The following is a 12,163-nucleotide window of genomic DNA, read 5'->3' on the forward strand; positions in this document are numbered from 1 at the left end:
CGATGCGGCGGCTGTGGCTGACGGCCATCGCGGCCTTCGCGCTGGATCAGGCCAGCAAGCTGGCGGTGATCCACCTTGTGCGCCTGCCGCTGCGGGGCGAGGTCGATGTGATCGACCCGCTGCTGAACCTGCGGTGGGCCGAAAACCGCGGCATCAACTTCGGCCTGTTCGCGCATGACGCGAATGCCGCGCGGTGGGTGCTGATCGCGCTGGCGCTGGCGATTTCGGCCTGGGTCGTCCACTGGGCCCGGCGCGAGAGGCAGAACCGCTGGACGCAGATTTCCGCGGGCCTGCTGGTGGGCGGCGCCTTGGGCAATGTGGTGGACCGGCTGGCCTATGGCTATGTCGCGGATTTCCTCAACATGTCCTGCTGCGGGATCGAAAACCCCTATGCGTTCAACGTCGCCGATGTGGCGATCGCGGCGGGCGCGATGGGTCTGGTGCTGTTTTCCGGCGGCAGCGGCAAGGCGCCCGCCCGCAAGCCGCGCCGAAAGACCCCGTGACGTGACGGGGCCTTTGCGCTAATACGGCGGGGAAGAGCGGGCAAGGAGTCTCGGATGCAGGCGGGAAAGGGCATGATCGGCGGCGCGGCGCTGATCCTGATTCTGGCGCTGTCGGCCTGTGGCGGCGGGCGCGGCGACGCGCCGGTGCTGCGCAACCTGCGGTCCGCCACCGGCGGGCCGGACGAATTTGCCATCCTGCCGCCCAAGCCGCTGCAAATGCCCCCGGATTTCACCGCCCTGCCCGAACCCACCCCCGGCGGCGGCAACCTGACCGACCGCGACCCGATGGCCGATGCAATGGTGGCGCTTGGCGGCAAGCCCGGCGCGGGCGGCAATGACGGCGCGCTGGTCGCCGCGGCCTCGGCGCATGGCGTCTCGCCCACCATCCGCGAGGATCTGGCGCGCGAGGATTATGCGATCCGCGACCGCAACCGGCCCAAGCTGCTGGAACGCCTGTTGGGCACCGATGTCTACAACAAGGCCTATTCCGACCAGACCGTGGAACAGCAACGCGAACTGGAACGCTGGCGCGCCGCCGGCCGGCGCACCCCGGCCTCGCCTCCCGATCCCAAGCAATGGCCCGAACTGTCGCGCTAGGTCACAACCGCGTATGCCCGGCTTGCGGCGCCGCGCGCGCCGGTTAGGCTGCCCGGGCACCCCCGGCCTAACCGGAGCCTCCATGCGCCTGATCGCCCTCTGCCTTGCCCTGCTGTTGCCCGCCCTGCCGCTGCATGCGCAGCCGGTGACGGATTTCACCCTGCCCAACGGCCTCGAGGTCGTGGTGATCGAGGATCACCGCGCCCCGGTGGTGGTGCAGATGCTGTGGTACCGCACCGGTTCCGCCGACGAACCCGCGGGCAAATCGGGCATCGCGCATTTCCTTGAACATCTGATGTTCAAGGGCACCGAAAAGATCGGCCCCGGCGCCTTTTCCGCGGCAGTAGAGGCACAGGGCGGCAACGACAACGCCTTCACCAGCACCGACTACACCGCCTATTTCCAGCGGGTGGCGGCCGACAGGCTTTCCCTGATGATGGAGATGGAGGCCGACCGCATGGTGAACCTGCGGCTGGCCGAATCCGACGTGCTGACCGAACGCAACGTGATCCTGGAAGAACGCACACAGCGGACGGACAGCGACCCGGGCGCGTTGTTCAACGAACAGCGGCAGGCGGCGCAGTACCTCAACCACCCCTACGGCACGCCGATCATCGGCTGGCGGCATGAAATCGCGGCGCTCGGCCCCGAGGACGCGCTGACGTTCTACCGCGCGCATTACGCGCCCAACAATGCCGTGCTGGTGGTGGCGGGCGACGTGGTGCCCGACGAGGTGCGCGCGCTGGCCGAAACGCACTACGGCCCGATCCCGGCGAACCCCGACCTGCCGCCGCGCATCCGCCGGGCGGAACCCCCGCAACTGGCCGAACGCCGGGTGATGTTCGCCGACCCGCGCGTGGGCCAGCCCTATGTGATGCGCACCTATCTTGCCCCCGCGCGCAAGACCGGCACACAGGACCGCGCCGCGGCGCTGGTGGTGCTGGCCGAACTTCTGGGCGGCTCGCCGGCGACATCCGTGCTGGGCCGGGCGCTGCAATTCGACAAGCAGACCGCGACCCATACCTTCGCCTGGTACGATGCCGTCGCGGTGGATGACACGTTGTTCGGCCTCGGCGTCGTCCCGGCAGAGGGCACCACGCTGGAAGAAGCAGAGGCCGCGATGGATGCCGTTCTGGCGCAGTTCCTGGCCGATGGCGTGGATCGCGCGGCGTTCGAGCGGATCATGGCGCAGCTTGAGGCGGCGGAGGTCTATGCCCGCGACAACACCCAGTCCGTCGCCCGCCGCTATGGCGCGGCGCTGGCCTCTGGCCTGACGGTGGCGGATGAACGCGCCTGGCGCGGTGTCCTGCAATCCGTCACCCCCGACGCGGTGATGGAGGCGGCAAAAGACGTCTTCGACCGCCGCCGCGCCGTGACCGGCCATCTGATGCGCGAGGTGACGCCATGAACCGCTTTCTCGCCCTTGTCGCTGCCGCCACGATCTGGTCCCTGCCGGTGCAGGCGGAAATCCCGATCACCGAGGTGAAATCCCCCGGCGGCATCACCGCCTGGCTGGTCGAATCGCATGACATCCCCTTTGTCGCGCTGGAACTGCGGTTCCGGGGCGGCGGCAGCCTCGATACGCCCGAAAAGGCCGGGGCAGTGAACCTGATGGCCGGGCTGCTGGAGGAAGGCGCGGGCGATCTGGATGCGCGCGGCTTCGCCGAGGCGCGCGACGCGCTGGCAGCCGATTTCCGCTTTTCCGCCGGCACCGATGCGGTCGCCGTTTCCGCCCGGTTCCTGACCGAATCGCGTGCCGATGCCGTCACCCTGTTGCGGTCCGCGCTGACCGAACCGCGGTTCGATGCCGATGCGGTGGAACGGGTGCGCGGTCAGGTGCTGTCGAGCCTGCGGTCGGCGGAAAAGGACCCCGGCACCCTAGCCTCGCGCGCCTTCGACGCGCTGGCCTTCGGCGCCCATCCCTATGCCCTGCCGCTGGACGGCACGCTGGAAACCGTGCCCGCCCTTACCCGCGACGACATCGCCGCCGCCCATCGCGGCGCACTGGCGCGCGACCGGGTGCATGTCGCCGCCGTGGGCGACATCGGGCCCGAGGAACTGGGCAGGCTGCTGGACGACCTGCTGTCCGGCCTGCCCGAAACCGGCGCCCCCCTGCCCGGCCCCGCCACGGTGGACCTGACGCGCGGCATCACCGTGCAGGAATTTCTCGGCCCCCAATCCGTCATCATCTTCGGCCACGAGGGCATCCCCCGCCACGACCCCGATTTCATCCCGGCCTATGTCGCCAATGAAATCCTCGGCGGCGGCCGCTTTTCCGCCCGCCTGATGCGCGAGGTGCGCGACAGGCGCGGGCTGACCTATGGCGTGGGCAGCTATCTCTATACCCTCGCCAGCGCCGATCTGGCGATGGGGCAACTGTCCACCGCCAACGCGACCGCAGGCGCAGCCATCGAGGTCGTCCGCGCCGAATGGGACCGGATCGCCGAAGAGGGCGTGACGGCAGAGGAGCTGGAGGCGACCAAGACCTACCTGACCGGATCCTACCCCCTGCGGTTCGACGGCAACGCGCCCATCGCGCGGATCCTCGTGGGGTTGCAGTTGCTGGGCTATCCCATCGACTACCCCGCCGCCCGCAACGCCATGGTCGAGGCCGTGACGCTGGAGGATGTGAACCGCGCCGCCCGGCGGCTGTTCCGCCCCGACAACCTGCGCTTCGTGGTGGTGGGCGCGCCCGAGGGGCTGCCGCAGGACTGACGATCCCGGTGGCCGAATCTGCACGCACATGCTAGGGATGGTGGCATGAACGCCAGCGCCCCCAACATCAGCCCGACCCACCGCCCGGTCATCCGGCAGCTGGACGAATCCGCCATCAACCGCATCGCGGCGGGCGAGGTGGTGGAACGTCCCGCATCCGCGGTGAAGGAACTGGTGGAAAACGCGCTGGATGCCGGCGCGCGGCGGGTGGTGGTGGATTACGCCGATGGCGGCAAGACCCTGATCCGCGTCACCGACGACGGCTGCGGCATGGCGCCGGGCGACCTGCCGCTGGCGCTGTCGCGGCATGCGACCTCGAAAATCGACGGGTCGGATCTGTTGAACATCCACACCTTCGGCTTTCGCGGCGAGGCGCTGCCGAGCCTTGGCGCCGTGGGCCGCCTGACCCTGACCTCGCGCACGGGGGGCGAGGGGGCGGCGACGGTCACGGTTGCGGGCGGGCGCATGGGGGCTGTGGCCCCGGCGGCGCTGACCCGCGGCACGGTGGTGGAACTGCGCGATCTCTTTTACGCCACGCCCGCGCGGCTGAAATTCCTGCGCACCGACCGCGCCGAATCGCAGGCCATCGCCGACACGATGCGCCGTCTGGCGATGGCCGAACCCGGCGTTGGCTTTACCCTGCGCGATGTGTCGGGCGGGGGCGAGGGGCGGGTGGTTTTCCGCGTGGACCCGGAACCGGGCGATCTGTTCGACGCGCTGCGCGGGCGGCTGGCGCGCGTGATCGGCAATGATTTCGCCGACAACGCCATCCCCATCGACGCCGAACGCGAAGGCATCCGCCTGACCGGCTATGCCGCCCTGCCAACCTATTCGCGCGGGTCGTCGGTGGCGCAATACCTGTTCGTCAACGGCCGCCCGGTGCAGGACCGCCTGCTGATCGGCGCACTGCGGGCGGCCTATGCCGATGTGCTGGCGCGCGACCGCTATCCGGCGGCGGCGCTCTATCTTTCCTGCGATGCAGAACGGGTGGACGTGAACGTACATCCCGCGAAATCCGAGGTCCGGTTCCGCGAGGCGGGCGTGGCGCGCGGGCTGGTGGTATCCGCCCTGCGCCATGCGCTGGCAGAGGCCGGGCACCGCGCATCGACCACCGTCGCGGGCCTGACCCTCGGCGCGATGCGCCCGGAACCCGCTGCACCGCACGTCTACCAGATGGACCGCCCCTCCGCCCCCGTGCTGCGGCAGGCGGCGGCATGGCAGGCCCCGGCGCCCGAACTCGCCCCCGGTTTCGCCGAAGCCTCTGCCCGCGTGGTCGAGGCCGAAGCCGCCGACACCGCCCGCCCCCTCGGGGCCGCGCGGGCGCAGGTGCATGAAAACTACATCATCGCGCAGACCGAAACCGGCGTCGTCATCGTCGACCAGCACGCCGCGCATGAACGGCTGGTCTATGAACGGCTGAAACGGCAGGCCGAAGGCACCGGCATCGCCGCGCAGGCGCTGCTGATCCCCGATATTGTCGAGCTTTCCCCCAGTGACGCCGCCCGCCTGCTGGAGATCGCGGACGACCTTGCCACCCTCGGCCTGACCATCGAGCCCTTCGGCGGCGGCGCCGTCGCGGTGCGCGAAACCCCCGCGATCCTCGGCCCCATCGACGCGGGCGCGATGCTGCGCGACATTCTGGACGAACTGGCCGATCAGGGCGCCAGCACCCTGCTGCGCGCCAAGATCGACGCCATTCTCAGCCGCATGGCCTGCCACGGCTCCATCCGCTCCGGCCGCCAGATGCGGGTGGAGGAGATGAACGCGCTCTTGCGGGAAATGGAATTGACGCCCCTGTCCGGCCAGTGCAACCACGGCCGCCCCACCTATGTCGAACTGCGGCTGAGCGACATCGAGCGGCTCTTCGGGCGCACATGATCACCCTCGGCGGCAAGACATTCGCGCTGGATGATCCGGTGGTCTGGGGCGCGCTGGCGGCGCTGGTGCTGGCGATCCTGCTGGTTCTGGTGCTGCGCGCGGTCGGCCGGTCGGCCCGCGCCATGAACCCGGTGCTGCGCGACATGGACTGGATCGCGCGCCGGGTCGAGGCGCTGTCGGACGGGCAGGAAAGGCTGGCCGGCGGGCTCGCCCACGTGTCCGAGGCGCAGACGCAAAGCCAGCACGCCATGCTGCAACTGATGGAAAACCGGCTGGCAGAGGTCAGCGCGCGCATGGGCGAAACCCTGCACGGTTCCGCCACCCGCACCGCGCGGTCGCTTGGCGAATTGCAGCAGCGGCTGGAAACCATCGACCGCGCGCAGGCCAAGATCGAGAAACTGTCGGGCGACGTGCTGTCGCTACAGGACATCCTGTCGAACAAGCAGACGCGCGGCGCCTTCGGCGAGATCCAGTTGCACGACATCGTGCAAAAGGCCCTGCCGCCCGACAGCTATACGATGCAGGCCACGCTGTCGAACGGTCGGCGGGCGGATTGCCTGATCCACCTGCCCAAACCCCCGGGGCCCATCGCGGTGGACAGCAAGTTCCCGCTGGAAGCCTATGAGGCGCTGCGCAACGCCACCACCGCGCAGGCGCAGACAGAGGCCGCCCGCGCCTTCCGCACCGCGGTGCGCGCGCATCTGCGGGCGATTGCCGAACGCTATATCCTCGAAGGCGAAACCGCCGATGGCGCGTTGATGTTCCTGCCGTCGGAGGCGGTCTATGCCGAACTGCACGCGAATTTCGCCGATCTGGTGCGCGAGGGCTTTGCGCTCAAGGTCTGGATCGTGTCGCCCACGACCTGCATGGCGGTGCTGAACACGATGCGCGCGGTGTTGAAGGACGCAAGGATGCGCGAACAGGCCGGCGCGATCCGCCGCGAACTGTCGCTGCTGCATGCCGATGTGGAACGGTTGGGCACAAGGGTGGAAAACCTCGGCCGCCATTTCGGCCAGGCGGCGCGCGACGTCGAGGAAATCCGCATCTCCGCCGACAAGGCGCAACGCCGCGCCCGGCGTCTGGACGCCTTCGATTTCGAGGAACTGGCCCCCGACGCCCTGCCGCCCACCGGCCTGCCGCGGGGCTGAGCGGGCGTTTGCACCCTTCGCCCGGCCTTTGGCCCGGTGGAGAATGCGGGAGCCTCCGGCGGGGATATTTATGGACAGAAAGTGAAGGGGGGTGCTCAAGGCCCGACCCTCTTCATTTTCTGTCCCTAAATATCCCGGGGTCCGGGGCAGCGCCCCGGCGCGCCCTCGACGCCGCAGCGCGCCCTACATCTGCAACGGCCGATACCCGCGCCGCTGCTGGCGGGCCAGCGCGCGGTCGGCGGCGAGGCAGGCGTCGCGCAGGTTGGAAAACCACGCGATGCGGGGCCGGGGCGCCGTGCCGGGGCGGGCCACGCCCCATTCGCGCAGCAGCGTGTATTCGCCGAAGATGTTGTCGGCCAGTTCGATGCGGTAGTACCGGCGATCCTCGCGCTGAAGGAGGATGCTGAACATCAAAGCCCCAGGACGTCGATCATGTCGTATTCGCCGGGCTTCTGCCTCTGCCCCCACAGGGCCGCGCGCAATGCGCCGCGGGCAAAGATGGCGCGGTCGGTGGCGATGTGGCGCAGGATCACCCGCTCGCCATCGGCGGCGAAGATCACGTCATGTTCGCCCACGATGTCGCCGCCCCGGATGGCGGAAAAGCCGATATGGCCGCGGCTGCGCGCGCCGGTGATGCCGTCGCGGCCGCGGTCGGCCACCGCGTCCAGCGCGACCCCCCGCCCCTCTGCCGCGGCCTGCCCCAGCATCAGCGCGGTGCCCGAGGGCGCATCCACCTTCATGCGGTGATGCGCCTCGACCACCTCGACATCCCAGTCGGCATCCAGCGCGGCGGCCACCTTTTTCGTCAGCTGCACCAGCAGGTTGACGCCAAGCGACATGTTGCCGGCGCGGACGATCACCGCATGGCGGGCGGCGGCCTTGATTTTCGCCAGATGCTCCGGCTCCATCCCCGTGGTGCCGATGACATGCACGGCACGGGCCTGCGCGGCGAGGGCCGCGAATTCCACCGTGGCGGCGGGGGCGGTGAAGTCGATCACCGCCTGCGCCCGCGCGAAGGCCGCCAGCGGGTCGTCGGTGACGCTGACGCCCGCCGGGGCGCCGCCCATCGCCTCGCCCACATCGCGGCCGATCCAGGCGTGGCCGGGCCGTTCCACGCAGCCCGCCAGCCGCGCCTTGCCCGATGCCAGCACGGTCTGGATCAGCATCCGGCCCATGCGGCCCGAGGCCCCGGTGATGACGATGCCCGGCAGATCGGTCATGGAAGTCTCCTTCGTTTACGCAACCGTGTAGCCCCTTCGGCGGGCAAGGCAAAGCCCGCCGTTGCGGGGCGGGCGGAAAAGGCCTAGATGCAGGGCATGTCAGGCAAACGCTTCCCCCAGGGCTCCGGCCCCACTCAGCGCCAGCTTCGCGTGGGCGAACTGATCCGGCGCAAGCTGTCGGATGTGCTCAACCGCGCCGAGGTCCACGACCCCGACCTGAACCGCCATTCGATCACCGTGGGCGAGGTGCGGGTGTCGCCCGACCTCAAGGTCGCCACGGCCTATGTGCTGCCGCTTGGCGGCGGCGACCGGGACGGCGCGCTGCTTGCCCTGCGCCGCAACCGGGGCGAGCTGCGGCATCTGGTGGCGCGCGGCATGGCGCTGAAATTCGCGCCGGAACTGCGGTTCGCCATCGACGAGACCTTCGACCGGCTGGACGATGCGCGCCGGCTGTTCGCGGATGAAACGGTGCGGCGCGACGTGGCCGCGCGCGACGACGACGATGCCGATCCGCTGGACCAGGCTTAGGTTTCTGCCGCTGCTGGCGGGGCTGATGGCCGCGCCGCTGGTCATGGGCCAGACGCCCGAGGCGGGCGGCCCCTGCCGCGTCGTGACCCATGAGGGGCAGGACTATGCGCTGTGCGAGGCCGAGGCGGGGCAGGATCTGCGGCTGTTCCTGACCGCGCCCGACGGGCGGCCCTATGGCACCTTCCAGCGGATCGACGCCGCGCTGGAACCCGTGGGCCAGCGGCTGGTCTTTGCCATGAACGCGGGCATGTATCATTCCGACCGCCGTCCGGTGGGGCTGTACATCGAGGACGGGGCCGAACGGGCGCCCATCGTCACCTCTGCCGGGCCGGGGAACTTCGGCATGCTGCCCAACGGGGTGTTCTGCATCGGCGAGGGGCGTTTCGCCATCGTCGAGAGCCGCGCCTTCGCCGAACGCCGCCCCGGCTGCCGCCATGCCAGCCAGTCCGGGCCGATGCTGGTGCATCGGGGCGCGCTGCATCCGCGGTTCATCCCCGGGTCGGAGTCGCGCTATATCCGCAACGGCGTGGGGGTCAGCGCCGATGGCCGGCGGGCGTTCTTCGCCATATCGGCGGGGCGGGTGAATTTCGACGAGTTCGCCCGGTTCTTCCGCGACGGTCTGGGCGTGCCCGAGGCGCTTTACTTCGACGGCAACATATCCCGCCTGCATGCGCCGGGGCTGGGGCGGCGGGATGGCGGCTTTCCGATGGGGCCGGTGGTGGGGCTGGTCGGCCCGCGCTGACGGCACACGTTGACGGGCTCGCGCCGGGGCGTTATCGGGCGGGCTTTCGGGGCGACGGGGGCGAACATGGCACGCAGGCGCAAGGGCCGGGCGGTATCGGGCTGGGTGGTGGTGGACAAGCCTGCGGGCGTGACCTCTACGGCCGTGGTCAACAAGGTGCGGTGGGCCTTCGGCGCGCAGAAGGCAGGCCATGCCGGTACGCTCGACCCGGCGGCGACGGGGGTTCTGGCCGTGGCCCTGGGCGAGGCGACCAAGACCGTGCCCTATATCACCGATGCGCTGAAATGCTATCGCTTCACCGTGCGGTTCGGCCAGCAGACCACCACCGACGATGCCGAGGGCGAACCGATCGCCAGCAGCGACGCCCGCCCCACGGATGCCGACATCGAGGCCGCGCTGGAACGGTTCCGGGGCGAGATCATGCAGGTCCCGCCGCAGTTTTCCGCCGTGAAGGTCGAGGGCGAACGCGCCTATGACCTCGCGCGCGGGGGCGAGACGCTGGATCTGGCCGCCCGGCCCCTGTGGGTGGAAAGCCTGACGCTGGTGGCCCGCCCCGATGCCGATCATGCCGAACTGGAAATGGTCTGCGGCAAGGGCGGATACGTGCGGTCCATCGCCCGGGATCTGGGCGAGGTCCTGGGCTGCAAGGGCCATGTGCTGCGCCTGCGCCGGGTCTGGTCGGGCCCCTTCGACGCCGCCGAAGGGATCGGGATGGAGGATCTGGACCGTCTGGCCCATACGCCGGAACTGGACAGCCATCTGCGCCCGCTGGAACAGGGGCTGGCCGACCTGCCCGAACTGCCCGCCACGGCAGAGGGCGCGGCGCGGATGCGCAACGGCAACCCCGGCATGGTGATCGCCGCCGATGTGGATTACGGTGAGGAAGCCTGGGCGTCCTACCAAGGCAAGGCGGTGGCCGTGGGCGTCTACAAGGCGGGCGAGTTGCACCCGACCCGCGTGTTCGTGGCGCCCGACGCCTGACCGGGCGCCAAAATTTTTCGGCGAAAAATTTTGGCGCGGTCGCGCGATACGGCGGGCGCTACCCCGCCGCCACCAGCCGCACCATGTCTGGCGTCAGCCCCGCACCCCCCGCCACCCGCGCCAGCGGCATGCCGTCGAGCCAAAGCTCCATCACCTCGCTGTCGGCCAGCCATTGCAGCGTGACCGCGGGTTCAGGGAACTGCGCGGGATCGTAGAGCACGACCAGCTCGTCCTCCGCCATGTCGAAATCCATCACCTCCGACGCGCCGCCCGCACCGGTCAGCGCGAAGATGTCGGCGCCTTCGCCCCCGGTCAGCACATCGCCGCCCGCGCCCACAAGGCTGTCGTTCCCCGCGCCGCCGTTGAGGAACCCGTCCCCGCCGCCGATCAGCGTGTCATCGCCATCGCCGCCATCCAGCGTGTCGCCGGGGCCACCGATCGCCACATCGTCGCCCGCACCGCCCGCCAGCCAGTCCGCCCCCGCGCCGCCGACCAGCGTGTCATCCCCGCCGCCGCCGATCAGCGTATCGTCGCCATCGCCGCCCGCCAGCAGGTCGTCGCCCTCGTGCCCCGCCAGCCGGTCGTTGCCCGCGCCGCCCACCAGCGTATCGGCCCCGTCCTCGCCCACCAGCGTGTCATCGCCATCGCCGCCGCGCAGCAGGTCATCGCCCGCGCCGCCGTAAAGCTGATCGTCGCCCTCCCCGCCTTCCAGCGTGTCATGGCCCGCCATCCCCGACAGCCCGTCATTCCCCGCGCCGCCGAAGGCGGCATCGTTGCCGCCGCCGCCGGTGATCAGATCGCCCGCCGCGCCGCCCTCCTGCCATTGGTCGGGGTCGGGCACCGGGGGGATGTCGCTGGACATCACCGGATCGTCGCCCCAGTCGAGCAGATCGCCCTGCGCCGCCGTCTCCTCCACCTCGGGCGGGGGCGGATCGTCCTCCTCCTCGCCCATATCGCGCCGCGCCAGCGCCGCATCGGCCGCGAACCCCGACATCACCAGCCCCAGAAGGCCCAACAAACCCAGCATCCCACACCCCCGCAAGGTCCCCGTTAACCAATATATCGGTTAACATACTGATCTTGCTTCACTTTTACCCCTGCACTATGGCAGAAACGGGGCGCGCGCGCCAGCACCTTCGCAGGCGGGGCCTTTCGGGGCTTTATTTTCCCGAAAATTCTGCCTATACGCCGCCATCCGCCCGTCTGGACGGATCTCTCCCACAAGGCCCTGCTGGACGACATCCCGGCTTGCGCCCCACTTCCGAAAGGAGACCCGATGTCGATCACCGTCGAAGAAAAGGCCCGCGTCATCAAGGAATACGCGACCAAGCAGGGCGACACCGGCTCGCCCGAAGTCCAGGTCGCCATCCTGTCGTCGCGGATCGCCACGCTGACCGAGCATTTCAAGTCGCACAAGAAAGACAACCATTCGCGTCGCGGCCTGCTCAAGCTCGTGGCGCAGCGCCGCAAGCTGCTGGACTACCTCAAGTCCAAGGACGAAGCGCGCTATACCGCACTGATCGGCCGCCTGGGCCTGCGCCGCTGAACCCTCACAGGTTTCACACAAACGCCCGCGCCCGCCAAGGCGCGGGCGTTTTCGTTTGCGGGCGAAGGCACTCTCCCGCCCCGCCGATCCGCGAACGGATGGGGCAGCAGCCTCCGGCGGGAGTATTTGCCGGCAAGATGAAGTCACGCGCACTCTTCCCCTCAAGGATCCGGGTCTCACTTTCTGTCTCTTAAATATCCCCGCCGGAGGCTGCTGCCCCATCCGCCGGGCCAGACGCCGGGCAAAGGGCGGTGGAATCCTTGGGCCGGGGTTCACCCCGGCTTCCTCCCCGCCTGACCCCCAAA

General features: G+C 69.7%; 13 protein-coding genes. 10 read left to right on the forward strand and 3 right to left on the reverse strand.

Going from position 1 to position 12,163, the window contains the following annotated elements; all coding sequences use genetic code 11:
- Nucleotides 1–2 precede the first annotated feature (2 nt).
- The 6 genes from lspA (at nucleotide 3) to RGD00_RS08265 (ending at nucleotide 6,841) form a co-directional block, all read left to right on the forward strand.
- Nucleotides 3–503 (forward strand): signal peptidase II, encoded by a 501-nt coding sequence (lspA, locus tag RGD00_RS08240; RefSeq protein ID WP_310456836.1) that lies wholly within the window; start codon nucleotides 3–5, stop codon nucleotides 501–503.
- A gap of 54 nt (nucleotides 504–557) precedes the next feature.
- Nucleotides 558–1,100 carry a DUF3035 domain-containing protein gene (locus RGD00_RS08245; protein ID WP_310456837.1) on the forward strand — a complete coding sequence of 181 codons (543 nt, stop codon included), beginning with the start codon at nucleotides 558–560 and terminating at the stop codon, nucleotides 1,098–1,100.
- 82 nt (nucleotides 1,101–1,182) lie between these two features.
- Nucleotides 1,183–2,508, forward strand: a complete 1,326-nt coding sequence (locus RGD00_RS08250; RefSeq protein WP_310456838.1) for a M16 family metallopeptidase — start codon at nucleotides 1,183–1,185, stop codon at nucleotides 2,506–2,508.
- Nucleotides 2,505–3,815 carry a M16 family metallopeptidase gene (locus RGD00_RS08255; protein ID WP_310456839.1) on the forward strand — a complete coding sequence of 437 codons (1,311 nt, stop codon included), beginning with the start codon at nucleotides 2,505–2,507 and terminating at the stop codon, nucleotides 3,813–3,815. The genes RGD00_RS08250 and RGD00_RS08255 overlap by 4 nt, the downstream gene beginning before the upstream one ends.
- Before the next feature lie 45 nt (nucleotides 3,816–3,860).
- The gene (gene mutL, locus RGD00_RS08260) at nucleotides 3,861–5,693 is read left to right on the forward strand and encodes a DNA mismatch repair endonuclease MutL (protein ID WP_310456840.1); all 1,833 of its coding nucleotides are present in this window, start codon (nucleotides 3,861–3,863) and stop codon (nucleotides 5,691–5,693) included.
- Nucleotides 5,690–6,841, forward strand: coding sequence for a DNA recombination protein RmuC (locus RGD00_RS08265; RefSeq protein ID WP_310456841.1), 1,152 nt, complete (start codon nucleotides 5,690–5,692; stop codon nucleotides 6,839–6,841). The genes mutL and RGD00_RS08265 overlap by 4 nt, the downstream gene beginning before the upstream one ends.
- 183 nt (nucleotides 6,842–7,024) lie before the next feature.
- Here the strand turns inward: RGD00_RS08265 and RGD00_RS08270 are convergent, their stop codons facing one another.
- Both RGD00_RS08270 and dapB read right to left on the reverse strand, forming a co-directional pair.
- Nucleotides 7,025–7,252: a WGR domain-containing protein gene (locus RGD00_RS08270; RefSeq protein ID WP_310456842.1), complete on the reverse strand. Its 228-nt coding sequence runs from the start codon at nucleotides 7,250–7,252 to the stop codon at nucleotides 7,025–7,027.
- The gene (dapB, locus tag RGD00_RS08275) at nucleotides 7,252–8,061 is read right to left on the reverse strand and encodes a 4-hydroxy-tetrahydrodipicolinate reductase (protein ID WP_310456843.1); all 810 of its coding nucleotides are present in this window, start codon (nucleotides 8,059–8,061) and stop codon (nucleotides 7,252–7,254) included. Before dapB ends, RGD00_RS08270 begins: the two co-directional genes overlap by 1 nt.
- Before the next feature lie 96 nt (nucleotides 8,062–8,157).
- On the opposite strand from dapB, the gene rbfA reads away from it, so the two are divergent.
- The 3 genes from rbfA (at nucleotide 8,158) to truB (ending at nucleotide 10,312) form a co-directional block, all read left to right on the forward strand.
- Nucleotides 8,158–8,589, forward strand: a complete 432-nt coding sequence (gene rbfA / locus RGD00_RS08280) for a 30S ribosome-binding factor RbfA (RefSeq protein ID WP_310456972.1) — start codon at nucleotides 8,158–8,160, stop codon at nucleotides 8,587–8,589.
- A complete protein-coding gene (locus RGD00_RS08285; protein WP_425603393.1) occupies nucleotides 8,564–9,331 on the forward strand; it encodes a phosphodiester glycosidase family protein in 768 nt (255 codons plus the stop codon). The genes rbfA and RGD00_RS08285 overlap by 26 nt, the downstream gene beginning before the upstream one ends.
- A gap of 66 nt (nucleotides 9,332–9,397) precedes the next feature.
- On the forward strand, nucleotides 9,398–10,312 hold the full coding sequence (truB, locus tag RGD00_RS08290) for a tRNA pseudouridine(55) synthase TruB (protein ID WP_310456844.1): 915 nt from the start codon (nucleotides 9,398–9,400) through the stop codon (nucleotides 10,310–10,312).
- 58 nt (nucleotides 10,313–10,370) lie between these two features.
- Here truB and RGD00_RS08295 read toward each other — a convergent pair whose 3' ends face one another.
- A complete protein-coding gene (locus RGD00_RS08295; RefSeq protein ID WP_310456845.1) occupies nucleotides 10,371–11,339 on the reverse strand; it encodes a calcium-binding protein in 969 nt (322 codons plus the stop codon).
- A gap of 249 nt (nucleotides 11,340–11,588) precedes the next feature.
- On the opposite strand from RGD00_RS08295, the gene rpsO reads away from it, so the two are divergent.
- Entirely contained in the window at nucleotides 11,589–11,858 is a 270-nt protein-coding gene (rpsO, locus tag RGD00_RS08300; RefSeq protein ID WP_310456846.1) for a 30S ribosomal protein S15, read from the forward strand.
- Nucleotides 11,859–12,163: the final 305 nt, after the last annotated feature.

It is taken from the genome of Ruixingdingia sedimenti (assembly GCF_031432425.1).
GTDB classification, from domain to species: domain Bacteria; phylum Pseudomonadota; class Alphaproteobacteria; order Rhodobacterales; family Rhodobacteraceae; genus Ruixingdingia; species Ruixingdingia sedimenti.